Annotated in this window: 23 protein-coding genes; 11 read left to right on the forward strand and 12 right to left on the reverse strand. The window is 57.8% G+C overall.

Annotation, left to right across the window (positions count from 1 at the left end; all coding sequences use genetic code 11):
• Together ybbP and ybbA are read right to left on the reverse strand one after the other, a co-directional pair.
• The gene (gene ybbP / locus N5J69_RS09435) at nt 1–2,418 is read right to left on the reverse strand and encodes a putative ABC transporter permease subunit YbbP (RefSeq protein ID WP_279769809.1); all 2,418 of its coding nucleotides are present in this window, start codon (nt 2,416–2,418) and stop codon (nt 1–3) included.
• Nucleotides 2,415–3,101: a putative ABC transporter ATP-binding protein YbbA gene (ybbA, locus tag N5J69_RS09440; RefSeq protein WP_010259059.1), complete on the reverse strand. Its 687-nt coding sequence runs from the start codon at nt 3,099–3,101 to the stop codon at nt 2,415–2,417. The genes ybbP and ybbA overlap by 4 nt, the downstream gene beginning before the upstream one ends.
• Between ybbA and tesA the strand changes: the two genes are divergently transcribed.
• The 5 genes from tesA to N5J69_RS09465 all read left to right on the forward strand — a co-directional run bounded on the left by tesA (nt 3,069) and on the right by N5J69_RS09465 (nt 6,855).
• Nucleotides 3,069–3,695: a multifunctional acyl-CoA thioesterase I/protease I/lysophospholipase L1 gene (gene tesA, locus N5J69_RS09445; protein ID WP_279769811.1), complete on the forward strand. Its 627-nt coding sequence runs from the start codon at nt 3,069–3,071 to the stop codon at nt 3,693–3,695. The two genes, ybbA and tesA, sit on opposite strands and share 33 nt — an antisense overlap.
• Nucleotides 3,696–3,725: 30 nt before the next feature.
• Nucleotides 3,726–4,499, forward strand: a complete 774-nt coding sequence (locus N5J69_RS09450) for an SDR family oxidoreductase (protein ID WP_279769812.1) — start codon at nt 3,726–3,728, stop codon at nt 4,497–4,499.
• Between the two features lie 79 nt (nt 4,500–4,578).
• Nucleotides 4,579–5,436 carry a co-chaperone YbbN gene (locus N5J69_RS09455; protein WP_279769813.1) on the forward strand — a complete coding sequence of 286 codons (858 nt, stop codon included), beginning with the start codon at nt 4,579–4,581 and terminating at the stop codon, nt 5,434–5,436.
• A gap of 58 nt (nt 5,437–5,494) precedes the next feature.
• Nucleotides 5,495–6,409 carry an SPFH domain-containing protein gene (locus N5J69_RS09460; RefSeq protein ID WP_279769814.1) on the forward strand — a complete coding sequence of 305 codons (915 nt, stop codon included), beginning with the start codon at nt 5,495–5,497 and terminating at the stop codon, nt 6,407–6,409.
• Nucleotides 6,409–6,855, forward strand: coding sequence for an NfeD family protein (locus N5J69_RS09465; RefSeq protein ID WP_279769816.1), 447 nt, complete (start codon nt 6,409–6,411; stop codon nt 6,853–6,855). The genes N5J69_RS09460 and N5J69_RS09465 overlap by 1 nt, the downstream gene beginning before the upstream one ends.
• On the opposite strand, the gene cueR is transcribed toward N5J69_RS09465, so the two are convergent.
• Nucleotides 6,843–7,247 (reverse strand): Cu(I)-responsive transcriptional regulator, encoded by a 405-nt coding sequence (gene cueR / locus N5J69_RS09470; RefSeq protein ID WP_279769818.1) that lies wholly within the window; start codon nt 7,245–7,247, stop codon nt 6,843–6,845. The genes N5J69_RS09465 and cueR overlap by 13 nt on opposite strands.
• 97 nt (nt 7,248–7,344) lie before the next feature.
• Between cueR and copA the strand changes: the two genes are divergently transcribed.
• The 3 genes from copA to ybaK all read left to right on the forward strand — a co-directional run bounded on the left by copA (nt 7,345) and on the right by ybaK (nt 11,386).
• Entirely contained in the window at nt 7,345–9,858 is a 2,514-nt protein-coding gene (copA, locus tag N5J69_RS09475) for a copper-exporting P-type ATPase CopA (RefSeq protein WP_279769819.1), read from the forward strand.
• A gap of 71 nt (nt 9,859–9,929) precedes the next feature.
• Nucleotides 9,930–10,733, forward strand: coding sequence for a TraB/GumN family protein (locus tag N5J69_RS09480; RefSeq protein WP_279769821.1), 804 nt, complete (start codon nt 9,930–9,932; stop codon nt 10,731–10,733).
• Between the two features lie 173 nt (nt 10,734–10,906).
• Nucleotides 10,907–11,386, forward strand: coding sequence for a Cys-tRNA(Pro)/Cys-tRNA(Cys) deacylase YbaK (gene ybaK / locus N5J69_RS09485; protein WP_279769823.1), 480 nt, complete (start codon nt 10,907–10,909; stop codon nt 11,384–11,386).
• Here ybaK and N5J69_RS09490 read toward each other — a convergent pair.
• Nucleotides 11,383–12,252: a LysR family transcriptional regulator gene (locus N5J69_RS09490; RefSeq protein WP_279769825.1), complete on the reverse strand. Its 870-nt coding sequence runs from the start codon at nt 12,250–12,252 to the stop codon at nt 11,383–11,385. The genes ybaK and N5J69_RS09490 overlap by 4 nt on opposite strands.
• 88 nt (nt 12,253–12,340) lie before the next feature.
• On the opposite strand from N5J69_RS09490, the gene N5J69_RS09495 reads away from it, so the two are divergent.
• On the forward strand, nt 12,341–12,772 hold the full coding sequence (locus N5J69_RS09495) for a multidrug/biocide efflux PACE transporter (RefSeq protein WP_279769827.1): 432 nt from the start codon (nt 12,341–12,343) through the stop codon (nt 12,770–12,772).
• Between the two features lie 34 nt (nt 12,773–12,806).
• Here N5J69_RS09495 and ushA read toward each other — a convergent pair whose 3' ends face one another.
• Entirely contained in the window at nt 12,807–14,573 is a 1,767-nt protein-coding gene (gene ushA / locus N5J69_RS09500) for a bifunctional UDP-sugar hydrolase/5'-nucleotidase UshA (protein WP_279769829.1), read from the reverse strand.
• Nucleotides 14,574–15,126: 553 nt separating this feature from the next.
• Here ushA and ybaL point away from each other — a divergent pair.
• On the forward strand, nt 15,127–16,821 hold the full coding sequence (gene ybaL / locus N5J69_RS09505; protein WP_279769831.1) for a YbaL family putative K(+) efflux transporter: 1,695 nt from the start codon (nt 15,127–15,129) through the stop codon (nt 16,819–16,821).
• A 265-nt stretch (nt 16,822–17,086) separates the two neighbouring features.
• Here the strand turns inward: ybaL and N5J69_RS09510 are convergent, their stop codons facing one another.
• From N5J69_RS09510 to N5J69_RS09525, 4 genes are all read right to left on the reverse strand, one after another.
• Nucleotides 17,087–18,388 (reverse strand): inosine/guanosine kinase, encoded by a 1,302-nt coding sequence (locus N5J69_RS09510; protein WP_279769833.1) that lies wholly within the window; start codon nt 18,386–18,388, stop codon nt 17,087–17,089.
• A gap of 57 nt (nt 18,389–18,445) precedes the next feature.
• Nucleotides 18,446–19,405, reverse strand: coding sequence for a ferrochelatase (hemH, locus tag N5J69_RS09515; RefSeq protein WP_279769835.1), 960 nt, complete (start codon nt 19,403–19,405; stop codon nt 18,446–18,448).
• Between the two features lie 113 nt (nt 19,406–19,518).
• The gene (gene adk / locus N5J69_RS09520) at nt 19,519–20,163 is read right to left on the reverse strand and encodes an adenylate kinase (RefSeq protein WP_279769837.1); all 645 of its coding nucleotides are present in this window, start codon (nt 20,161–20,163) and stop codon (nt 19,519–19,521) included.
• A 114-nt stretch (nt 20,164–20,277) separates the two neighbouring features.
• Nucleotides 20,278–21,153 carry a DUF6024 family protein gene (locus tag N5J69_RS09525; protein ID WP_279769839.1) on the reverse strand — a complete coding sequence of 292 codons (876 nt, stop codon included), beginning with the start codon at nt 21,151–21,153 and terminating at the stop codon, nt 20,278–20,280.
• A 187-nt stretch (nt 21,154–21,340) separates the two neighbouring features.
• Between N5J69_RS09525 and N5J69_RS09530 the strand changes: the two genes are divergently transcribed.
• Complete coding sequence (locus tag N5J69_RS09530) at nt 21,341–22,210, forward strand: LysR substrate-binding domain-containing protein (protein ID WP_279769841.1); 870 nt, start codon at nt 21,341–21,343, stop codon at nt 22,208–22,210.
• Between the two features lie 264 nt (nt 22,211–22,474).
• Here the strand turns inward: N5J69_RS09530 and htpG are convergent, their stop codons facing one another.
• The 3 genes from htpG to N5J69_RS09545 all read right to left on the reverse strand — a co-directional run bounded on the left by htpG (nt 22,475) and on the right by N5J69_RS09545 (nt 25,384).
• Nucleotides 22,475–24,349: a molecular chaperone HtpG gene (htpG, locus tag N5J69_RS09535; protein ID WP_279769842.1), complete on the reverse strand. Its 1,875-nt coding sequence runs from the start codon at nt 24,347–24,349 to the stop codon at nt 22,475–22,477.
• Between the two features lie 97 nt (nt 24,350–24,446).
• Nucleotides 24,447–25,052, reverse strand: coding sequence for a recombination mediator RecR (gene recR, locus N5J69_RS09540; RefSeq protein ID WP_279769844.1), 606 nt, complete (start codon nt 25,050–25,052; stop codon nt 24,447–24,449).
• Entirely contained in the window at nt 25,052–25,384 is a 333-nt protein-coding gene (locus N5J69_RS09545; RefSeq protein ID WP_003850423.1) for a YbaB/EbfC family nucleoid-associated protein, read from the reverse strand. The genes recR and N5J69_RS09545 overlap by 1 nt, the downstream gene beginning before the upstream one ends.
• Between the last annotated feature and the right edge of the window lie 37 nt (nt 25,385–25,421).

Below are 25,421 nucleotides of genomic sequence, written 5' to 3' on the forward strand. Positions count from 1 at the left end.
TCACGCCGCATCAAACTTCCTGAACAGTGCCTTCCCTTTCAGTAATCGTATTCCCAGCCAGCCGCCGCACAGCGATAACAGCAGCGCACCACACAACGGCAGCGCCAGCCATAGCGTCCAGTCAGGCTGCCACGGGAAGTCGAAAATCCTGGTCTGTAATCCCCACAGCGCCGCTTCAGCCCCCACTGCCGCCGCCACGCCAGAAACCACGCCGAGCAGGGCAAATTCGCACCACAGCGTCGTGCGCAGCAGTCGTTTACCGGCACCCAGCGTGCGATAGACCACCAGCTCCTGCCGACGCTGCCGCATCCCGACCTGAATCTGCGCCAGCAGCAGCAACACGCCGCAGGCAGTGACCAGCACCACCATGATTTCCAGCGCCTGACTGACCTGCGTCAGCACCTGCCCGATCTGCCGCATGATGCTGCCAATATCCAGCAGACTCAGTGCCGGAAAAGCGCGGTTCAGCTGGGCCAGCAGAGCAGGATCAGCCTGCATGCGGAAGCTGGTGAGCCAGGTCTGCGGCTGGCTGTCGAGCGCTCCCGGCGGGAAGATGAAGAAGAAGTTTGGCTTCAGGCTTTCCCAGTCCACTTTACGCAGGCTGGTGATGCGGGCGCTGAAAGTCTGCGTATCGCCATCGAACGTCAGGGTATCGCCGAGCTTCAGTCCCAGCCGATCCGCCAGTTCCACTTCCATCGACACTTCCCCTGCCCCTGGCGGCCAGCTGCCTGCCACCAGCGGATTATGATCCGGGCGATCGGCCAGTGCCGTCAGGTTAAGCTCGCGGTTCAGGGCATTATCCTGTTTCGGATCGGCCGGTTTACCGTTGAGTTCGCTCAGCCGCACCCGCGCAATCGGATAAAAGGTTTCAGGTTTGATCTGGTGCGTTTGCAGGAAATCACGCACCTGCGGCACCTGATCCGCCGTCATGTTCAGCAGGAAGAAGTTCGGGCTGTCTGCCGGTAACTGCTGCTGCCAGCGATCCAGCAGATCGCCACGCATGACCAGCAGCAACGCCAGCAGCATAAACGACAGCGAAAACGCGGCGAGCTGGCTCAGCGTCATGCCGGGCTGGCGCAGCAGCCGGTTGATCGCCAGCCGTAACGCCAGATTCCGCACCACCATCCGACGCAGCAGCAGCAGGGTTCCCCAGCCGAGTAACGCCAGCAATCCTGCCAGCACCACCACGCCCGCCAGTAACGCCCAGAGCATTTTACTGCCACCGACCAGCAGCGCTAACAGCGTCACGACAACCGCGCTCATCACCGGAATGTAAAACTTCAGCGGCCAGAGATTGGCCACCGCATCACGCCGCAGTACCCGCAGCGGCTGCGTCGCCAGCAGCAGACGATAGGGACGCAGCCCCACCAGCAGCGAAATCACAAACAGTGATCCCACCGCCCAGATCCAGGGCCAGAGACTCGCCGCCGGTAAGCTGGCAGGGAGAACCGGTTTCAGCATCGCCATCAGGATCGCTTCAACGCCCTGCCCGACCAGCCCACCAGCAATCGCCGCCAGCAGCAGTACCGCCAGCCACTGACCGATGATCAACCGCTGCAACGCGCCCTGCGTCGCGCCCAGCGTTTTCAGGACCGCCACCAGATCGTAGCGGCTGCGGCAATAGTGGCTCATGGCGACGGCCACAGCGGCAATTGCCAGCATCAGCGTCAGCAAGGCTGAGAGCAGCAAAAACTGCTGTGCGCGCTGCATCGAACGTCCCAGCGCATCTTCCGAGTTCTCCACGCTGATCCAGCGCTGGTCTGCCTTCAGCTGGGGCTGAATCCAGCGGTCATAGCTGGCCAGCTGCGCGGGATCACCAGAGAATTTATAGCGCCAGGTGATGCGGCTGCCAGGCTGAATCGCACCGGTTCTGGCGGCATCCGCCAGATTAATCAGCAGACGTGGCGCCATTTCAAACGGGTTGAAGCCGCCGTCCGGCTCCTGGATCACTTCACCGCTGATGCGCAACCGGGTATCACCCACTTCCAGCATGTCGCCAACGTTCAGATTCAGCAGTGCCATCAGGCGCGGTGCCGCCAGCGCGGTGCCTGCCTGGGGTCTCAGCCCCGGCGGCTGCGTCTGCAGCGTGCCAAACATCGGGTAGCGGTCATCCACCGCTTTAACGGCGGCGAGCTGAGGTGACTGATCGGCAAAGGTCATGGTCATAAAGGTCAGCTGACGACTGACCGTCAGGCCGGTTTCCTTCGCCTTTTCTATCCAGGCTTCTGGTGCAGCACCACTGCTACGCAGCGTGCGGTCACCGGCCATAAAGTCACGGCTCTGCTGATTCAGCCCTTTTTCCATGCGATCGCTGATCGACCCCAGCGCCAGCACGCAGGCCACCGCCAGCGTCAGAGCCAGCCAGACAATCAACAGCGAGGGCGAGCGCCACTCGCGCCAGAACCAGCGCCAGATCATTGCTCCTCCCACAATTTACCGTCGCGCAGCCGCAGACGACGGTCACAGCGTGCCGCCAGTTGCTCGTCATGCGTCACCAGAATCAGCGTGGTGGCGAAGTCGCGGTTAAGGGAAAACAGCAGATCGGCGATGCGATCGCCGGTTTTACGATCGAGGTTTCCGGTGGGCTCATCGGCAAACAGCAGACCCGGACGGCCACTGAAGGCGCGGGCCAGCGCGACCCGCTGCTGCTCACCACCCGACAGCTGGGCCGGCAGATGATGCAGACGTTCACCCAAGCCAAGCAGCGTCAGCAGTTCACGTGCCTGTTCGCGGCTCTGGCGGTCGCTGTCGCCGCGCAACAGTGACGGCAGTTGCACGTTCTCCTGCGCATTCAGGGTCGGCACCAGCATGAATGACTGAAAGACAAAGCCGACCTGACGGGCACGCAGGGCCGCACGCTGCTCTTCGTTCATCTGGTGCAGTGGCTGGCCCAGCAGATGAACTTCACCGCTGCTGCCATCGTCCAGCCCGGCCAGAATGCCCAGCAGGGTTGACTTACCGGAACCGGACTCGCCAATTAACGCAATGGTCTCGGCTGGTTTGACAACCAACTCAACTCCGGTAAGGATGGTTAACTGATGCTCTCCCTGACCGACGGACTTAGTAAGATGATGAACTTCAACAATGTTTTCCGCTGGCATTATCCCTTCCTGTTATTGATTCTTCTGATGGTGTCGCGTCTTGCTGCTGCAGATACCCTGATGGTGCTGGGCGACAGCCTGAGTGCGGGCTATCGCATGTCGGCCACCGAAGCCTGGCCCAGCCTGCTTAATAAGCAATGGCAGCAGAAACCTAAAATCGTCAACGCCAGCATCAGCGGCGATACAGCCGCACAGGGGCTGGCGCGCCTGCCTGCACTATTAAAACAGCATCAGCCCCAATGGGTGTTAATCGAACTGGGCGGTAATGATGGCCTGCGCGGTTTCCCGCCCGACGCTATCGCGCAGAATCTGAGTAAAGTCATCAACGATGTTAAAGCCGCCAATGCGAAGCCACTGCTGATGCAGATCCGCCTGCCAGCTAACTATGGCCGCCGCTACACGGAGGCGTTCAGCGGCATCTATCCCGGACTCGCCCAGCAGCATGACATACCGCTGGTGCCCTTTTTCATGGAGCAGGTTTACCTGAAACCCGAGTGGATGCAGCAGGATGGCATTCATCCTAATCCTGATGCTCAGCCGTTTATCGCCGGATTAATGGCGAAAGAACTGGCCCCCTTAGTTAAGCAGCCGTAGCGCGCCTGGATGCGCAAAAAGGGTAAAGAAATGCAAAAAACGATTCTGATTACAGGCTGTTCCAGCGGTATTGGCCTGGTTGCCGCGCACGATTTGCTGGTGCGGGGTTACCGGGTGATCGCCGCCTGCCGCAAAGCCGACGACGTCGCCCGCATGAACACGCTGGGTTTTACCGGCTTACAGCTGGATCTTGACGATCCGCAGAGCGTGGATCAGGCTGCGGACGCGGTGCTCGCACTCTGTGATAACCGTCTGGCCGCGCTATTTAACAATGCAGGATTTGGCCTCTATGGCCCGCTGCGAACCCTTACCCGTCAGCAGCTTGAACATCAGTTTTCCAGCAACTTTTTTGGTGTACATCAGCTGACGCTGCGGCTGTTACCTGCGCTGCAGGCCAGCGGCGATGGCCGCATTATTAACACCAGTTCGGTGCTGGGACTGATCTCCACGCCTGGCCGGGGTGCCTATGCCGCCAGTAAATATGCGCTGGAAGCATGGAGCGATGCGCTGCGGCTTGAAGTGCGCAGCAGCGGCATCCGCGTCAGTCTGATTGAACCCGGTCCGATTGAGACCCGCTTTACCGACAATGTGACGCAGGGCGAACAGCATAACCCGGTGCGTAATCCCGGCATAGCGGCCCGCTTTACCCTGCCACCGGAAGCCATTCTGCCTAAACTTCGTCATGCACTCGAGCATAAACATCCACGTTTACGCTATCCGGTGACGCTGGTCGCACACGTAATGAGCCTGCTGAAACGGTTACTGCCTGGCTGGATGCTGGATCGCATTTTGCGCAGCCATTAATCAGCCAGGCGCAATAGCGCTTGAAGCCGGGCCCGTTGGCCCCATATTCTTAGAACACTTTTTGCAAAGAGACTTATCCATGTCACCACATGCTTCGATCATCGACATCAACGAATCTAACCTGCAGCAGACCCTTGAGCAGTCGATGCAGCTGCCGGTGCTGTTCTACTTCTGGTCTGAGCGCAGCCAGCACTGTCTGGAACTGACACCTGTGCTGGAGCGCCTGGCACAGGAGTACGCGGGTCAGTTTATTCTCGCAAAACTGGACTGTGATAAAGAGCAAAGGGTGGCGTCGCAGTTTGGTCTGCGTTCAATCCCGACCGTTTATCTGTTCCAGGATGGTCAGCCGGTTGACGGCTTCCAGGGGCCGCAGCCAGAAGACGCGATCCGCGCGCTGCTGGAAAAAGTGCTGCCGCGTGAAGAGGAGCTTAAAGCACAGCAGGCGATGGTGCTGATGCAGGAAGGTAAACCGCTGGAGGCGCTGCCACTGTTAAAAGAGGCGTGGCAGCTGAGCAACCAGTCAAGTGAGATCGGTTTCCTGCTGGCTGACGTGCTGATCACGCTGAACCGCAGCGATGAAGCAGAAGCCGTTCTGAAAGTGGTGCCATTGCAGGATCAGGATACCCGCTATCAGAGCCTGATGGCGCAGATCGATCTGCTGAAACAGGCCGCCGACACGCCGGAAATTCAGCAGCTTCAGGCCGAGCTGGAGGCTGACCCGACTAACGCCGGGCTGGCTGCTAAACTCTCGTTACAGCTGCATCAGGTGGGCCGTAATGAAGAAGCACTGGAACTGCTGTTCAGCTTCCTGAAATCCGACCTTAACGCCGCTGATGGCCAGGCACGTAAAATGCTGCAGGAGATTCTTGCTGCACTGGGTACCGGCGATGCACTGGCTGCGCGTTATCGTCGCCAGCTCTATTCCCTGCTGTACTGACCAGCAGCACCACGGGCCGAAGCGACTCGGCCCGTTAATCTGACAATGTGGAGGTTGTATGATAACTGTTATTCCTGCCCTGATTATTCTGGCACTGGCGGCGGTCTGGGCGACCGTCAAGATCGTGCCACAAGGTTTTCAATGGACGGTTGAGCGCTTTGGCCGCTATACCCGCACCCTGCAGCCGGGCTTAAGCCTGGTCGTACCGTTCATGGATCGTGTCGGTCGTAAGATCAACATGATGGAACAGGTACTGGATATCCCCTCGCAGGAGATCATCTCCAAAGACAATGCCAACGTCACCATCGATGCAGTCTGCTTTATTCAGGTCGTTGACCCGGCGCGTGCCGCCTATGAAGTCAGCAATCTTGAGCAGGCCATTCTGAACCTCACCATGACCAACATGCGTACCGTGCTTGGCAGCATGGAGCTGGACGAAATGCTGTCACAACGCGACAGCATTAACACCCGGCTGCTGCACATCGTGGATGAAGCGACCAATCCGTGGGGCGTCAAGATCACCCGTATTGAGATTCGCGACGTGCGTCCGCCGCAGGAGCTGGTTGGTGCGATGAATGCCCAGATGAAAGCGGAGCGCACCAAGCGTGCCGATATTCTGACAGCCGAAGGGGTAAGACAGGCGGCGATCCTGCGGGCTGAAGGAGAGAAGCAGTCGCAAATTCTTAAAGCAGAAGGTGAACGTACATCGGCGTTCCTGCAGGCAGAAGCGCGTGAACGTCAGGCGGAAGCGGAAGCTAACGCCACGAAAATGGTCTCGGAAGCGATCGCCGCAGGTGATATTCAGGCCATCAACTACTTTGTGGCGCAGAAGTACACCGATGCGCTGCAAAAAATCGGCGAAGGCAACAACAGCAAAGTCGTGATGATGCCGCTGGAGGCGAGCAGCCTGCTGGGTTCGATTGCGGGTATCGGTGAGCTACTGAAGGAATCACGCTCCGAGTCGAAACGCTGATGCTGGTCGACATTATCGCTCATCCGCACTGGTTCTGGCTGACGCTGGGTGGATTACTGCTGGCAGCGGAGATGCTGGGCACCAGCGGTTATCTGCTGTGGAGCGGACTGGCGGCGGTTATCGTTGGTATCTGTGAGTGGCTGGTGCCGGTGAGCTGGACGACGCAGGGTTCCCTGTTTGCCGTGCTGACGCTGGTCTGCGTTTTCCTGTGGTACCGCTGGATGCGCCACCGTGAAACGCGTCAGCGTCCCAATGCCCTGAACCAGCGCGGCAGTCAGATGATCGGGTTACACCTGACGCTGGATACCGCGCTGCATAACCGCACCGGACACGTGCGCATCGGGGACAGCAGCTGGCGGGTTGAGGCGGAGCAGGATCTGCCTGCGGGCACACCGGTGGTCGTGGCTGGCATTGAGGGGATCACGCTGCGGATTCAGCCACGCTGACCGCAACACCCGGCCAGGTTATTGATGATCGGGCATTCTGCGCCCTCATCGCCCGGACAGGCGTCTGCCAGCGCCAGCAGGCGATTGCGCATGGCATGCAGCTCTTCAATGTGCGCCGCAATTTCATCCGCTTTTTGCAGGGTACGGGCTTTCACATCGGCACTGTGGCGCGACGGGTTATTAAACAGCGCCACCAGTTCGCGACACTCATCCAGCGTGAAGCCCACCTGTCGCGCCTGACGTAACAGGTTCAGTTCATCCAGATGGTGACCGTCGTAATGGCGGTAACCATTTTCACTGCGCAACGGCGGTGTCACCACCCCTTTCTCTTCGTAAAAACGAATCGCCTTGCTGGTCAGTCCGGTCTTTTTTGCCACATCGCTGATGTTCATTTTCATCCCCTTGACCTTCCCCTTGATGGAAGGTTTATGCTTAAGCATGAGTCGAAACTGACCAATCGGTCAAATGGGATCACAGAAGGAGTTGATTATGTCACACACTATTTCTCTGGCACTGGACGGCTTGTCCTGCGGCCACTGTGTTAAACGCGTCAAAGAGGCACTGGAACAGCGCGACGATGTTGACCAGGCCGAAGTTACCCAGCAGGAAGCACAGGTCTTCGGGCATGCGGATGCAGACGCACTGATCGCCACTGTAGAGCAGGCGGGCTATCACGCGACGCTGAAAACGGCGGACGCTTCCCCAAAGTCTGAACCGTTGACAGCATCTGAGCCGCCGCCGGAGGCGCTGACAACGGAGACTGCTTCTTATCCGGCAGAAAAAACCTTGCCCAGCCACGTGCTGCTGATTGAGGGCATGACCTGCGCCAGCTGCGTGAGCCGGGTAGAAAAAGCACTGCAACAGGTCGAAGGCGTCAGCCAGGCGCGGGTCAATCTCGGCGAGCGCAGTGCGCTGGTGCTGGGCGATGCTGACCCACAGCGGCTGGTGGCGGCTGTTGATGCCGCAGGTTACGGCGCGCAGGTGGCAGATGACGAGCAGGAACGCCGGGAGAAGCAGCAGAGCAGCGCCCGTCGTGCGATGCGTCGTTTCAGCTGGCAGGCGGCTGTCGCATTAGTCTTTGGCGTGCCACTCATGATCTGGGGCATGGCGGGCGACAACATGATGCTCACCGACCATAACCACGGCGTCTGGCTGACGCTGGGCATCCTGACCCTGCTGATCATGGTCGTGACCGGCAGCCATTTTTATCGCAGTGCCTGGCGCAGTTTACGCAACGGTAGCGCCACCATGGATACGCTGGTCGCACTCGGTACCGGTGCTGCCTGGATCTACTCTTTTAGCGTGGTGCTGTGGCCTGACTTTTTCCCGCCGCAGGCGCGCCATCTCTATTTCGAAGCCAGCGTCATGATCCTGGGGCTGATTAATCTGGGACATGCTCTGGAGCAGCGGGCGCGTCAGCGATCGTCGAAGGCGCTGGAACGACTGCTTGATCTGACCCCGGCTCAGGCACGGCTCGTCGATCAACAGGGTGACAGGCTGATCCCGGTCAGCGAAGTCCAGCCCGGCATGACGCTGCGCCTGGTGACCGGCGATCGGGTACCGGTCGATGGCGAAATCGCCACGGGTGAAGCCTGGTTTGATGAAGCGATGCTGACCGGCGAAGCGGTGCCGCAAAGCAAACGTCCGGGTGCGGCGATCTTTGCCGGAACCCTGGTGCAGGACGGCTCGGTAGAATTTATCGCCCGGGCGACCGGTAACCACACCACCCTGTCGCGCATTATCCGGCTGGTGCGCCAGGCCCAGAGCAGCAAACCGGATGTGGGCCGTCTGGCCGATCGCATCTCCGCCGTGTTTGTCCCTGTCGTGGTGCTGATTGCGCTGCTGAGCGGCGCGGTGTGGTATCTGTTCGGGCCGCAGCCCCAGATTGCCTATATGCTGGTGATCGCGACAACCGTACTGATTATCGCTTGCCCTTGTGCGCTGGGACTGGCAACGCCGATGTCGATTATTGCCGGTGTGGGCCGCGCTGCCGAGCTGGGCGTGCTGGTGCGCGATGCCGATGCGCTGCAACGCGCCAGCCAGACCGACACCCTGGTGTTTGATAAAACCGGCACCCTGACAGCCGGTAAGCCGCAGGTCAGTGAGGTCAGGGTCTGGGGTGATGGCAGCCGGGAGTCCGTGCTAGCGACCGCCGCTGCGCTGGAGTTCGCCTCGGGTCATCCGCTGGCAAAAGCGATTGTAGCCGAAGCGAAACTGACGCAGCCGCCTCTGTTAGCGCAATTTCGTACAATACGTGGCAAAGGGGTCAGCGGTAGTCTGGATGGCAGAACGCTGCTGCTGGGTAACGTCGCGCTGTTGCAGGATAACGGCGTCGATTGCCGGGCGGCGGAAGCAGAGATAGCGCGCCTGACGCAACAGGGAGCCACGCCGGTGTTACTGGCAGAACAGGGTCAGCTGACCGGCCTGATTGCGATGCGCGATCAGCTTCGCCCGGAAAGCAGCGCGGCCCTTACGCGACTGCATCAGCAGGGTTATCGCCTGATTATGCTGACCGGCGATCACGAAACGACCGCACGCGCCATTGCTGCCGAAGCGGGCATTGACGAGGTGATTGCTGGCGTGCTGCCGGAAGGCAAAGCGGCCGCCATCGAACAGCTACAGCAGCAGGGTCGTCGCGTCGCGATGATCGGTGATGGCATTAATGACGCGCCTGCACTGGCGCAGGCCGATGTGGGCATTGCCATGGGTGGCGGCAGCGATGTGGCCGTGGAAACGGCGGGTATCACCCTGATGCGTGCCGATCTCAACAGTGTGGCAGATGCATTAGCGCTCTCTTCCGCGACGCTACGCAATATCCGGCAGAACCTGTTTGGCGCATTTATTTATAACAGCATTGGCATTCCGGTGGCCGCAGGCGTGCTCTATCCGCTGACCGGCACCCTGCTCAGCCCGATTGTGGCGGGTGCAGCGATGGCGCTCTCCTCCATAACCGTGGTCAGCAATGCTAACCGCCTGCTGCGTTACCGTCCGCCGCGCCAGTAATCGCCTTTTCAGCGCTGTTTTTCCCTCGCTGAAGTCGCTAGCATGGCGTTTTGAATCGCAAAGGACCGGGAATGACAGGCAACATCTGGCGCTCACTGCGCGGCTTTATAAGCCAACTTTTTCCCGCCAGTTACCGCTGGCCTGCGATAGATGTCCGGCTGGGCGATCGGCAGCTGCATCTGGTGGGCAGCATCCACATGGGCACGCGCGACATGCAGCCGTTGCCCGCCCGCCTGCTGCGTCAGTTGCAGCAGGCTGATGCGCTGATAGTGGAAGCGGATATTACGCAGGGCGGCTCACCCTTTGATCATCACGGCGATCGTCCTGCGCTCTCTGCGCGTCTGGAGAGCAGCGCAATGCAGACGCTCACTGCACTGTGTCAGGAGATGAGTCTCACGCTAAGCCTGCTGGATAATCTGCCTGCCTGGCAGGTGGCGCTGATGTTACAGGCACAGCAGGCACAAAGGCTGGGATTACGACCTGACTACGGTATTGATTATCAGCTGTTACAGGCAGCGAAAGATCTGAACAAACCGGTGATTGAGCTGGAAGGCGCAGATGCGCAGATCGCCCTGCTTACCGCGTTGCCGGATGATGGCATGGCGCTGTTACAGGATACGCTGCTGCACTGGCACACGAATGCTCGACTGCTGCAATTGATGGTGAGCTGGTGGCTTGATACGCCGCCACGGCAGCCGGAAATCACCCTGCCCGCCACCTTCAGTCAGGCACTCAATGATACGTTGATCGGTCAGCGTAATGCGCAGTGGTGTGACAGGCTGCAGGGTTTAGCGGCGGGCAACTATGTGGTCGCGGTGGGTGCTTTGCATCTTTACGGCGAAGATAATCTGCCCGAAATGCTGAAGAAGCCCTGAAAAAAAGAGAGCCGATAATATTATCGGCCCGTCAAAGAGGAATTTGTTTATGATTTTGGTTATCGCTCAGCAATCAGATTGCTGGCGCGCGGCCAATTTTACGCAAAGAGCAAAATTTCGCCACCTTTTTCCATAATTCTGCGCAATAAGATTTTTCTTAGTAAGGAACCTGTATGACGCCCGCCGTAAAATTGCTGGAAAAACAAAAGGTCAGCTTTACTCTTCATCCTTATGAGCATGACAGTAACGAAACGCATTTTGGTGACGAAGCGGTCCGTAAGCTTAATCTTGATGCACGCCAGGTCTATAAAACGCTACTGGTGGCGCTGAATGGCGAGGCAAAACAGCTGGCGGTAGCGATTACGCCGGTATCGACGCAGCTCGATCTTAAAAAGGTGGCAAAAGCACTGGGCGCGAAAAAAGCGGATATGGCCGATCCCCAGCTGGCGCAGCGGGTTACCGGCTATCTGGTGGGGGGCATCAGTCCGCTGGGACAGAAAAAACGGCTGCCCACGGTGATCGATCACTCTGCCAGCGCGTTTAGCGCCATGTTTATCTCAGGGGGCAAGCGTGGCCTGGATATCGAACTGGCCCCGCAGGATCTTTCACGGCTGCTGGACGCGCCGTTTGCGGATATCGCTCGCCACGACTAAACCCGTGGCTGAGCGCAAAGCTGATCGATCATCCAGCGTCCCGCCGGGCCGGGCGGTGTGCGTCGTGACCAGACCACCTCAACAGCGATGTGCTGTGGCCAGCCCGGCATCGACAGCTCTTTCAGCACGCCATGCCCAAACTGCTTCACCAGCCAGCGTGGCAGAATCGTCCAGCCAAATCCCTGTTCTGCCATCTCCAGCAGCAGCAAATAGGTGGGTGCCGACCAGATGCGCCCCGTGGGCGCGGGTTCAGGGGCCTCAACCCAGGTATTTAATCGCAGGTGACGCACCCCTTCCAGTTCGCTTTCGCTCAGGGTTTTAAGCTGTGCCAGCGGGTGATCCCGGTGTAAAAACACCGCCATCTGCGCTTCAACCTGCAGTCTTGCCACCGCAATATCCCCTGGCAGATTTGGCTGCGCCCGCACTATGCCCAGATGTACCCGCCCGGCCTGCAACAGATCCAGAACATCGCCATCTTCAGCAATCATGACTTCCAGTTCGATCTCCGGATAACGGGCATCAAATTGCCTGAGCAGCTGTTCATGATGATCGGTTTGCCAGAAATCGGACATGGCAATACTGAGCCGGGGTTCAACGCCCTGCGACAGACGCATCGCCAGCGCATCCAGCCGCTCGCTGGCTGACAGAATCTGCTGAACCTGTGGCACAACGCGACGTCCCTGCTCGGTGAGAGTCGGCTGACGCCCCGTCCGGCTAAACAACGCAAAGCCGAAATCGTCTTCTAAACTCGCTACCGCTGCGCTGATGGTGGACTGACTTTTTCCCAGCGCACGCGCGGCCGCTGAGAAGGAACCGCTCGCCACGGTCTGCATAAATGCCTCAAGGGATTCCGGGGAGTATCGCATTTTTCCATCGCTTTTTTCGATAGGTCTTCATTTTATCTTAGCATTCTGCCATGGGAAAATGCGCCGCATAATTGAAGGAGAACAAACAATGCGTACCCGCTCACTTAAAGAACGTATTCTTCACGCTGCCTGCTTTGAAACGCTGGCGATTCTGATCGTTTCGCCGCTGGCGGCATGGGCAATGGACAAACCGCTTTTTCAGATGGGATCGCTGGCGATTATGCTCTCAACGGTCGCGATGCTATGGAATATGATCTACAACAGCGGCTTTGACAGGCTCTATGCGCCAGGACAGAAACGCGGGCCGGGCGTGCGCGTGCTCCATGCACTGGGATTCGAAGGTGGGTTTATTTTGATTGGCCTGCCGATTGCCGCCTGGATGCTGGATATCACCCTGTGGCAGGCTTTTCTGATCGAAATGGCCTTTTTCCTCTTCTTCCTGCCCTACACCATGGGCTACAACTGGGTATGGGACAAACTGCGCGCACGCTGGATCAGACGTCGCGCCTGTCAGGCCTGAAAAAAAAGGGAGGTGCAGGCACCTCCCGTTAAGCTCAATGCGTGCGGGCTGTTTCATTCCCCCACGGCCAGATCCACGCCAGAATCATTTTGGGATAGTTACGCTTCCGCGCTTTTTCTGCTGCTTCATCCCGCGCCCGTATTTGCTCATCGGTCAGATGCACAATCTCGTCTTTCGGCTGATAGTCACTGGCTTTAACCGGTGCATGTGCGTTGATCCACTCTCGCAAGACCTGCGCATCCACTGCCCCGCTGTTGAGATAACCCGCATGGTCATCGAGACGCGGATAGCCGTCGCCGCCCGCCGCATTGAAGCTGTTGGTTGCCATGCGATAATGCTGCGTATCGTCAATCGGTTTGCCGTTAATGCTGACGTTGCTGACATGCTTTCCGTCGGCGGTCAGGCTGATACCGGCAAACTGGGCATAGCCGCCTGAGTCAGGCTGAATATTGGCGACCACATCCAGATAGTTTTTGATCTCCGCGCCGGTCAGGCTGACGGAGACCACCTGGTTGCCAAACGGCTGGACCTGCAGCAGGTCACGCCAGCTCAGTTTTCCCGATTTCAGCGAGGTACGAATACCGCCGCCGCTCATCACCGCAAAATCGGCTTTGGTGTGCGCCATCTGGGCACGCAGAATCAGCTGGCCAAGATTCGTCTGCTCAAACCGGACCTGCTCTTTTTCACCGCTGAAGTCGCCGTCAGCGCTGCCGACATTCACGGACAGCTTCGCTTCTGCCCGTTTCTGGAACGGCATCAGCAGCTTCATCATGGCGGTGTTTTTCGGGATCTCCTCCTGCCAGGTGAGCCAGGTCTCACTGCCATCGGCATTCTTCACCTGATGTTTGAGGTTGACCGGCACCAGCTGATAAGCCTCCAGTGACACCTGACCATTGCGGAAGGTGAAGTCACCGCGTCCGACATATTTACCCCATTTATCGGCCTGCATAATCCAGATGCCGTTCTGCTGATCGGGTTTGCAGGGCTGGCCGGGCTGGTAATGTTTTACGCTGACGTTCTCTTTTTCCATGCAGACCGCATCATGGGAATGCCCTCCCACAATCAGATCAACTGTGCCGACAGGCAGGCTGCGTGCCAGGGTGACGTCATCAATGCCGTTGCTGCCGTGCTTACCGTCGTCATAGTGGCCCAGATGGGTCAGCGCAACAATCACATCCGGCTTAACGGTGGCGCGCAGTTCAGCCACCGCCTTCACCGCCTCCGCGATGGGATCGCGGAACTCGGTATCTTTCAGACCGGCCGGATTGGCCAGCTTTGCGGTGTCCGGGGTAATAAGCCCGACGACGGCGATTTTCAGTCCAAGGCGGTTGAATACCGCCCAGGGTTTGAACAGCCGCTGATCGGTGCCTTTCTGATACACGTTGGCGGCCAGCAGCGGGAATCGCGCCCACTTCTCCTGCTTGCGCAGAACCGCAATCGGCTTGTCAAACTCATGATTGCCCAGCGCCATCGCGTCATAGCCAATCAGATTCATTGCGCGAAAATCGGGTTCAGCGTCCAGCTCGTCAGATTCCGGCACGCCGGTATTCACATCACCGGCGGAAAGAATCAGTGCGCCGCCGCCCCGAGCCTGTACATCGTAGCGCAGGGTATCCATCAGCGTTTTCTGCGCCGCCAGACCATATTCGCCCTGTTCATTAAACCAGAAATGACCATGCTCATCGTTGGTATGCAGCAGGCTGAAGCGATAGGTGCGGTCGGCCTCAGCGGCCGGTGAAAACAGCGGCATCAGGGCCACCAGTAACGCCACGCCCGCCCCTGTCCATTTTGATAACAACACGGTGATTCTCCTTAATTTGCTCTCTGGCCCGATTTTCTGCCGCTTTGCCCCACTGTGTCGCACATTCCCCCCGCGAACTCAAGGCCAATGCACATCTGACTCGCTGACCAGGCCCCCACTTTTTATCGCCGGACTGCCTGATGAACGTGGTCGGGCCCGCCTGGCAGCAGCAGCGTAATCGCGGGCTATCACGCCAGCACACCTCCGGTTTCGTGCAACTGAGCAGAGTCCGTCAGGACGCGATGTGACGGAACCCGAGCTTATCCCTGCAAAAGTACCGCAGAAAGGCTTTATCCACTTTGTATGCGAATTTAACCCTTATTCGTAGCAGACTGGCGTCATTTACTGAGGGTAATTTTTATTTATCTGGTCCGGTTTAAAGCGTCAAATCAGCCAGCATTCGGGATAATGAACGAAAATACCCTTTCGATTGAGTATTCGACTATTTTTCCTGATTTTTTAGGGTATTCCCGCAAATTGCTCAGCGAAAGAATAGATTTTGTTTTAAACTCATTTGTTACAAGCGGATACATTTGTATACAAGGAGACAGGCATGCATCACACCACACCGTTGATCACCACCATTGTCGGAGCATTAGTTCTGGCATTTCTCCTTGGGATGCTGGCGAACCGCCTGCGTATTTCGCCGCTGGTTGGCTACCTGATGGCAGGCGTGCTGGCTGGCCCTTTTACTCCCGGCTTTGTTGCAGATACCAATCTGGCCCCTGAACTGGCAGAACTGGGCGTTATCCTGCTGATGTTTGGTGTCGGCCTGCACTTCTCAATGAAAGATCTCATGTCGGTAAAGTCGATTGCCATTCCCGGTGCCATCGCACAGATTGCGGTCGCGACGCTACTGGGAATGGGATTGTCATGGACGCTGGGGTGGTCGTGGATGACCGGCCTGGTGTTTGGTCTCTGTCTCTCTACCGCCAGTACCGTGGTGTTACTGCGTGCGTTAGAGGAACGACAGCTGATTGACAGCCAGCGCGGGCAGATAGCGATTGGCTGGCTGATTGTTGAAGATCTGGTGATGGTACTCACGCTGGTCCTGCTGCCCGCGATCGCCGGGATGATGGAACAGGGCAACGCCAGCGCCGGACTGCTGGCCTGGGATCTGCTGTGGACCATCGGCAAAGTGGCCGCCTTTATGGTGCTGATGATGGTGGTAGGACGCCGTGCTGTGCCCTGGATCCTCGCCCGCAGCGCGGCAACCGGCTCACGCGAGCTGTTTACGCTGGCCGTGTTAGCCCTGGCGCTGGGCATCGCCTTTGGTGCCGTTGAATTCTTTGATGTTTCGTTTGCGCTGGGTGCCTTCTTCGCCGGTATGGTGCTGAACGAATCGGAACTGAGCCACCGCGCCGCACGGGATACGCTGCCACTGCGTGATGCATTTGCCGTGCTGTTCTTCGTCTCGGTCGGCATGCTGTTCGACCCATCGATTCTGATAACGCAGCCGCTGGCGGTGCTGGGTGCGCTGGTAATTATTGTGGTGGGCAAATCGGTCGCCGCGTGGTTACTGGTGTCGCTGCTCGGCCATTCCCGTCGCACCGCACTGACCATCTCGGTCAGCCTGGCGCAGATTGGTGAGTTCGCCTTTATTCTGGCCGGCCTGGGCATCTCGCTGGGTCTGCTGAGTAATGAGGGACGCAACCTGGTGCTGGCTGCGGCCATCCTGTCAATTATGCTTAACCCGATTCTGTTTACCCTGCTGGAGCGTTTCCTCGCCAAAACGGAGACCATGGAAGAGCAGACGCTGGAAGAGGCCATTGAAGAAGAGAAACAGATCCCGGTGGATTTCTGCAATCACGCAGTGATTGTGGGCTATGGCCGGGTTGGCAGCCTGATTGGTCAGAAGCTTCTTGAGGCTAATGTTCCGCTGGTGGTGGTTGAAAATTCCCGCACGCGGGTCGAAGCGCTCCGCGAACAGGGCATCAAGGCGGTACTGGGAAATGCTGCCCGTGCGGATACCATGGAACTGGCACGACTCGACTGCGCCCGCTGGCTGTTACTGACTATCCCGAATGGCTACGAAGCGGGTGAAGTGGTGACGGCGGCGCGTGAAAAACATCAGAATATTGAGATTATCGCCCGCGCCCACTATGACGATGAGGTGGAGTACATCATGGAGCGTGGCGCTACACGCGTGGTGATGGGTGAACGGGAGATTGCCAGCAGTATGCTGCAGATCCTGCAGGATGAAATGACACAGGGCGAAGATTTACAGCCCTGCGATGTCGTGCGCTGATTCCTGTTCAGAACGTTCTGCCAGACTACTGATAGAGCCAAATCAGGATGAATTTTACCGCAACGAATACACTCCACGCGCAGGGAACACGGGCAGCGGAGGAAAGCGTCGCGGGCCGGGCGGCCAGGGATAGCTTAAGCGACTTTCCGATCTGACCGTGTTCCCTGGGCAGACTCGATTTCACCGCTAACCAGGTCAGATGTTACCAGTCATCTAAGGCCCTTCTGAACAGAAGGGCCTTTTTTATACGCGGCAGCGGCCTGCTTTACCGATCCCAGTAAGACTCTTCCAGGCTGTCTTCCCGCTCCGGCAGACCGCGGGTTAAACGCGGTGAATGCTGATTCAGCACCTGATAGCTGACGCGGTTAGCATACTTACACACCTGCGCCAGCGATGAATAGGTCAGATACGGACGCGCATGTTTGCTGGAGTTCGGCACATTCAGGCTGTGATAGGTGTTGGCGGTGATGTCATGCAGTAACGCCGCCAGCGCACCATCACCGGCACCGTTGGTGTTCATGATCTTTTCCGGCCCGCCCATATAAGGGGCGATGTGCGAGAAAATGCGCAGCGGCTGCTGGCAATCCTGCTGGCGCATCACGCGGCTGAACTCATACTGGTTAAATTCAGCAATTGCGCCAGGCAGCAGCGGATGGTTGGTTTTGCGTTTGAACGCGTCTTCGGTGTAGCCCGCCATGTAAAGCCCGACCGGGCCTGCGGTACAGAGCACCAGATCGACCCAGTCCAGCGCCATATTGGCGGCGAGCAGCGGATCGGCTTCGCCGGTCAGCGCCAGCGCTTCCTCTTCATTCATCGCGACGATGCTCACATGATCGCGCAGGAAGTCCCGCCAGAACTGAGGATTGTCGCCAATCACGTGTTTGGTGCCCAGCGTCAGCACCACCGGCACGTGGTGACGTTTGGCGTACTCGATCGCCCGCAGCGTTGCCTGCGGCATCGGTTCACCTTCGGCGCAGCGCACCAGATAGGAGGTCAGCACCAGCGCAGAGGCACCGGCAATCACCTCTTCCGGCACATTATCGGGATGCAGCTGGTTCATCTGGCCGGGACTGATAGCAAAGGTTCGCTCGCCATGCTCGCCAATCAGCGTAAAGCAGCGGCCAATCGCGCCATCGACGCCCTGCAGATAGTTAAGATCGACCCGGCTGGAGGTGTTGCAGAGGTAGCGATAGGCATAGCCGCCAATCTGGATGTTGTTGCACATCACGCCCAGCAGCACGGAGCGGTCATCGGCCAGCACGGAGAAATTATGCAGCGTGTTACCGATGGTGCCACCGGCAAACTGATGGGTGATCAGCGCGTCGCGCATCAGCTCGTTGTACAACGCTTCCGCAACGGCATTATCGATGACCCGCGAGTGTCCGGCACTCAGGCCGTAACGGGCGAGAAAGTCGTCATCGACTTTGGCTTCGATATCCACCAGCGTCTGGTCGATACCCACCACCCAGCTGCCCGCATCAACGTCGGTTTGAGTAGGCTGTAACAGGGGATCGCGTGCGCTGACGGGAAAGTAATGTTTGGATTTGCGTTTGCCGGGAAATTTCATCGGGAGTGCCGTCTGGAAAAACAGGCGGAGAATGATATCACACTCTCCGCCTGCGCTTTAACGGCGTGCGTCGACCAGCTGCACCATCATGTCGATATGCGCCTCATCGGCGTTCAGCGCAGGAATATATTCAAACTTCTCACCACCGGCATGTATGAAGATTTCGCAGTTTTCACCACTGATCTCCTCCAGCGTCTCCAGGCAGTCAGACGAGAAGCCCGGACTCATAACCTGAACATGTTTGATGCCTTTGGCAGGCAGGCTTTCCATCGTTTTGTCGGTGTAAGGCATTAGCCAGGGCTCACGACCGAAACGCGACTGGAAGGTCATCATATACTGATCGTCACGCAGACCCAGCGCTTTGACCAGGGCCGCCGTGGTATCCGCGCAGCGCTGCGGATAGTCATCGCCTTCATTAGCAAATCGCTGTGGAATGCCGTGGAACGACAACACCAGCAGATCGGGCTGACCGTGCTGCTCAAACGATCGCTCTACCGTCGCTTTCAGCGCAGCGATATAAGCCGGATGTTCGGCATAGTCGCGGATAAACTGCACATCGGGCAGCGAGCGGTAACCTTTGAATACCGTGGTCAGGCCATCCCAGACCGCCGCCACGGTGGAGCAGGAGAATTGCGGATAGAGTGGCAGCACAATCAGGCGGGTGACGCCCTGCGCCATCAGCTTATCCACCGCGCTTTTCAGGCTCGGATTGCCGTAGCTCATACCCAGCTCGACGGGCATATCAACACGTGCTGCCAGCGCATCGCGCTGACGCTGGCTATAGACCAGCAGCGGTGAGCCCCCTTCCATCCAGACCGATGCGTAGAGCTTCGATACGCGCGGCGAGCGAAACGGCAGAATCACAGCATTAAGAACCGGCCACCAGAGCCAGCGCGGCGCATCGACCACGCGCGGATCGCTTAAAAACTGTTTCAGATAGCGTTTAACTGCAGGTGTGGTTGGGGCGTCTGGCGTACCTAAATTAACCAATAACACGCCGGGCTTATCTTGCCTCATTTGAGTTCCTTGATGACAACGGGGATGCGTGAAAACAGGGAAATTGTAGCGGAATTAGTGGGAGGTAAAAGCAATTACTGCAAAAGGGGCCAGTAATACCGGCCCCATTAAGCTTAGCCAAGGATCTTAGCCAGCTCGGCACTCACTTCGGTCACCTTACGGGTGCCATCGATTTTGTGATAGGCGGTGTTGCCCGCTTCCGCTTCTTTGCTGTAGTAAGCAATCAGCGGCGCGGTCATCTGATGGTATTCCACCAGGCGCTTACGCACGGTCTCTTCCTGATCGTCTTTGCGCGTGGTGAGTTCTTCACCGGTCACATCATCTTTGCCTTCCACTTTCGGTGGATTAAAGGTGACGTGATAGACGCGGCCAGAGGGCGCGTGAACGCGACGGCCCACGATACGTTCAACGATCAGTTCGTCCGGCACGGCGAACTCCAGCACGTGATCAACGTTGATCCCGGCCTCTTTCATCGCATCTGCCTGAGGAATGGTGCGCGGGAAACCGTCCAGCAGGAAACCATTTTTGCAGTCTTCCTGAGTGATACGCTCTTTAACCAGCGCAATCACCAGCTCATCGGTCACCAGTTTGCCAGCATCCATGATGGCTTTCGCCTGGTTACCCAGCTCGCTGCCTGCTTTTACTGCTGCACGCAACATGTCGCCCGTGGAGATTTGCGGAATGCCGTACTTCTCCATGATGAATTGGGCCTGAGTCCCCTTACCTGCGCCCGGAGCTCCGAGCAGAATAATACGCATTGCGTAAATCCCCTTGCGAATCGCATTGATCTATCTTAGAAGCGGAAGAACATACCATTATGACCCGCTCATCACAAGGAAGGGCGAGGATCGCGCAGGGTGACTTTACCCTCTTTACGGACCGGAGCCCGACCCGGCTGGACGGCCCGGCGCGTTTTCAGATTTACCGCCTGCGCTGAGCAGGAATTGCAGTCGCCGGCTCAGATGATGCGTCATATTCACGCTTTTTTTGCCGCTGCCGCGCACGTCAGCGTTCAGCTGCAGCCGCGCATGCTGCGGCCATTTCACCACATCCTCCGCATCTGACAGCGCTGAAATTATCGAGGCCGGGACATCAAAGCTGGCAAACGGCAGGCCAGGCTGATGGCAGGAGTTCAGCGGCAGCGGGCCTGACAGGGAAAGCGCATCGACGGTGGCAGCATTATAAGGCCGCCACTGCGGATCGTCGAAGCGGCGCAGTGCGTCGTGCGTGGCGGTCAGGGTGAGCCCCTGTTCAAACAGACGCAGTTCGCTGCGGACCAGCGTACTGAACTCGTGTGTCCGCAATGCCACCAGCACCAGATCACTGCAGATCCCGGCGTGGCGATCCAGCCGGGTGACAAACAAGTCGGCTTCGTCGATCAGTTTCTGATGCAGCACGCTGGCAAAACTTTCACTCGCCTCTGTCACGCCCTGTTTCTGGCAATCCCGCAATGGCCGCACGCGGCCGTCCGGTAATTCCACATGCGGAACCAGCATGATGCTGCCCGCTATCAGCGGCACCGCTGGCAGGATATTAAGTTCGGTTACCGGAAAGCAGGACGCGTAACGGTTCTGATTGCGTGCCTGCTCCTGTCGCAGAAACAGCTGAGAAAGCAGCACTTTTGCCACATGCAGCGAGGGCGCAAAGAAGAGATCGAACTGCTCCAGCCTGTAAAAACGGGAGAGCGCCAGGCGTAACCGATGGCGCGCCTCTGCTGAGGTTTCAGAGGATAAGGGGCCGTGTGCCATGGGTGTCTCGCTTTAGTGAGGGTGCGGCGTAAGCGCAGGTGAAGCGAGGCGGAATACCCGTGAAAAAACACAGATACCAAACTGAGTCAACCCGCCAGAATTTGCCATTCAGAGTAGGTCAATGCGTCTGGACTTTAAAATGATATAAATTGACAATCTCTGTTAGTTTTTTGCACAGGAGATGAGAATGAACGGACTGCCGCCACTGAGAGCGCTGCACTATTTTCACCAGGCAGCCTTACACAGCAGCTTTAGTGTGGCGGCTGACCATCTGCATGTCACGCACAGCGCCATCAGCCACCAGATTCGTCAGCTGGAGAGCTGGATGGGCAAACCGCTTTTTGTCCGTACCAATGGCCGGGTGAAACTGACCGCGCACGGCGATCGTCTGCTGCTGAGCTGTCAGCAGGCCTTCAGTGAGTTACGCAGCAGCTGCGAGAATATCCGTACCGGCCTGCTTCAGCAGATCCGAATCTCCTGTGCCCCCAGTTTCCTGTCACAATGGCTGATTCCCCGTATCGCCAGCTTTTATCAACGCTACCCGGAGATTGAGGTTCACTTTCAGCCGCTGGCGCAGATCTCACAACTGCGCAGTGAGCATGTGGATGTACTGATCCTCAGTCATGGCGAGCCGCCTGAAGCCGATATAGACGCGACGCTGGTCAGCGAGGATGAGATTGGTCCCCTCTGTGCACCGCATTTTGCCTCGCAGCTGCGGGTCGGCGAGGATCTGGCCGCACTGCCCCTGCTGCATGCGGATACCCGACTCCACGCCTGGTCAGAGTGGGCGGCAAAAACAGACTACAGCGGCCATTTTAACAGCGGTAAACATTTTGAGACGCTCACGCTGGCTATTCAGGCTGCACGAAGTGGCCTTGGCGTCCTGATGGCACCGCGTTTGCTGGTTCGCAAAGAGCTGGAGGATGGCACACTGCTTGCGCCGCTTGGTTTTGTCGGCGTAGAGCGGTCGACATGGATGATGACGAAGCAGAGCCGACGTCACGATACGGAGATTAGTGTGTTTCGTGACTGGCTGCAGGATGCCGCACAGCCATAAAAAAAGCCGGTGCTGATGACCGGCTTCAGATGACTGACACATGCAATGTTTTTGGCACCCGATCCTGATCAACGCTGAGCAGGATCAGACAGGCCGCAACAGACTCAACGCAGGGGAAGCAGATGCCCGGAGCAAAGCCTCGCGGGCCACGGACAGCCCGCGCTGAAGCGGCCAGGGAGGGTATCTTTGCGGAGAACGAAAAGCTCCCCGAGCCAGCACCGTCACCGCCATTTCAGACCGGTGAACGTCACCGGTCTGTTACCGTTATGCGGTCAGCAGCTGGTTCATGCGACGGATAAACTGGTTAGGATCGTCCAGCGTACCGCGCTCTGCCAGCAATGCCTGATCCAGCAGCAGCTCAATCCACTCACCGAAGCGAACTTCATCCTGCGTATCAGCAACCCGTTTCACCAGCGGGTGATCCGGGTTGATTTCAAACAGGTATTTCACTTCCGGCACGTCCTGTCCGGCCGCCGCAAACAGCTTCGCCATCTGCGTGGTCATCTCGTTCGCGTCGGTGGTGACAATCGCTGGCGTGTCGGTCAGACGGTGGGTCAGACGCACTTCTTTAACGCGCTCGCCCAGCAGATTTTTCACCCGCTCAACAAACGGCTCCAGCGCTTTTTCCGCCTCTTTCTGCTCTTCGGTCTCTTCATCTGCCAGCTTGCTCAGTGACTCATCCGCTTTGCTGACCGACTGGAAGGTTTTACCGTCGAACTCGGTGAGGTAGCTCATCATCCATTCGTCAATGCGATCGGAGAGCAGCAGCACCTCAATGCCTTTTTTGCGGAACAGTTCCAGATGCGGGCTGCTTTTCGCTGCGGCATAGCTGTCAGCGGTGATGTAGTAAATCTTCTCCTGACCTTCCACCATGCGGCTGACGTAATCTTCCAGCGAAATGGTCTGTGCCGACCCTTCGCTCTGGGTGGTGGCGAAGCGCAGCAGTTTTGCAATGGTTTCCTGGTTGGCGTTGTCTTCCGCCGGGCCTTCTTTCAGAACCAGACCAAACTCATTCCAGAAGGTCTGGTATTTCTCGTTGTCATCTTTCGCCAGTTTTTCCAGCATCTGCAGAGTACGCTTCGTCAGCGCAGCACGCAGGCTCTGGGTTACGCGACTATCCTGCAGGATTTCACGGGAGACGTTCAGCGGCAGATCGTTCGAGTCAATCAGACCACGCACAAAGCGCAGGTAGTTCGGCATAAACTGCTCAGCGTCATCCATGATAAAGACGCGCTGCACATAGAGTTTCAGGCCATGCTTCTGATCGCGGTTCCACATATCAAACGGCGCACGCGCCGGAATGTAGAGCAGGCTGGTGTATTCCTGCTTACCTTCCACCCGGTTGTGGCTCCAGGCGACCGGATCGCTGTAGTCATGGGCGATATGCTTGTAGAACTCGTTGTACTCGTCATCGCTGATCTCAGCCTTGTTGCGGGTCCACAGCGCCTGGGCTTTGTTGATTTTCTCCCAGTGCGTGCCCTCGCCTTCTTCATCTTTGCTTTCGATCTCAACCGGCAGCGCGATGTGATCGGAATATTTGCTGATGATGTTGCGCACACGCCATGCATCCAGGAACTCATCCTCACCTTCGCGCAGATGCAGGGTGATCTCGGTGCCGCGATCGGCTTTCTCGATTTCAGCCAGGGTGTATTCGCCCTCACCCGCTGATTCCCAGAACACGCCTTCATCGGCAGATGCGCCAGCGGCACGGGTACGCACCGTGACTTTATCCGCCACGATAAAGGCAGAGTAGAAACCAACACCGAACTGACCGATCAGCTGGCTGTCTTTAGCCTGATCGGAGCCCAGGGATTCCAGGAAAGATTTGGTGCCTGATTTGGCGATAGTCCCGAGGTTCTCAATGACCTCGTCGCGACGCATACCGATACCGTTGTCGCTGAGCGTAATGGTACGGTGGTCCTTATCAACAGAGAGACGAACGCGTAGCTCGCCATCACCTTCATACAGGCTGGAATCTGACAGGGCGCGGAAGCGCAGTTTGTCTGCCGCATCCGAGGCGTTGGAGATCAGCTCACGCAGGAAAATCTCTTTGTTTGAATAGAGAGAATGGATCATCAGGTGCAGAAGTTGTTTTACTTCCGACTGAAAGCCACGGGTCTCTTGTCCTTTCATGGTCATTGCTACCTCAACAAAACAGGTTGAACAAACGTTGAGGTTGATGTGGGGATGACAGGAAGATTTTCAAGCCGGTGTCTGTCACAACACCGGCAAGTGATTAAAATTTAAACTTCTGGCGGCCTGCCAGCGAATGAGACAGCGTGGTGCCATCTACCATCTCCAGCTCACCGCCCACCGGCACGCCGTGCGCGATACGGCTGGCATCGACGCCATACTGACCACAGAGTTCCGCGATGTAGTTTGCGGTTGCCTCGCCTTCCACCGTCGGGTTGGTGGCGAGGATCACTTCCTGCAGGGGTTCACTCTCCAGTCGCTGCTCCAGACGATCCAGACCAATATCCGCCGGACCGATGCCGTCGAGCGGCGAGAGATGCCCCATCAGCACAAAATAGCGACCGCCAAACTGGCCGGTTTGCTCAATGGCGTGAATATCTGCCGGGCTTTCCACCACGCAGATTTGACCATTCTGCTGACGCCGGGGATTGGCGCAGATGGTGCAAATCTCCTGCTCGGTGAATGTCCGGCAATCGGCACAGTGACCAATCTCCGACATCGCCCGGGTCAGCGCCTGCGCCAGCCGCATGCCACCGCTGCGATCCCGCTGCAGCAGCTGAAAAGCCATGCGCTGCGCCGACTTCGGCCCAACGCCAGGCAGACAGCGCAGCGACTCCATCAATGACTCAAGCAGTGGGCTGGTTTGCATCAGAACGGCATCTTAAAGCCTGGTGGCAGCTGCATGCCTGAGGAGACAGACGCCATCTTCTCTTTCTGGGTTTCATCAATGCGACGAGCGGCATCGTTGAACGCGGCGGCGATTAAATCTTCCAGCATATCTTTGTCATCTTCCAGCAGGCTGGGATCGACTTCCACGCGGCGGCAGTTGTGCGCGCCATTAATGGTGACTTTTACCAGGCCAGCACCCGATTCGCCGGTCACTTCAATCGCGGCGATCTCTTCCTGAACTTTGGCCATTTTGTCCTGCATCTGCTGGGCCTGTTTCATCAGGTTGCCCAATCCGCCTTTACCACCAAACATAGTTTTCTCTCTCAGCTGAGGCTGCAACGCTATCGTT

Origin of the sequence: Pantoea sp. GD03673 (genome assembly GCF_029844725.1) — a bacterium.
In the GTDB taxonomy this organism is placed as follows: Bacteria; Pseudomonadota; Gammaproteobacteria; order Enterobacterales; family Enterobacteriaceae; genus Pantoea.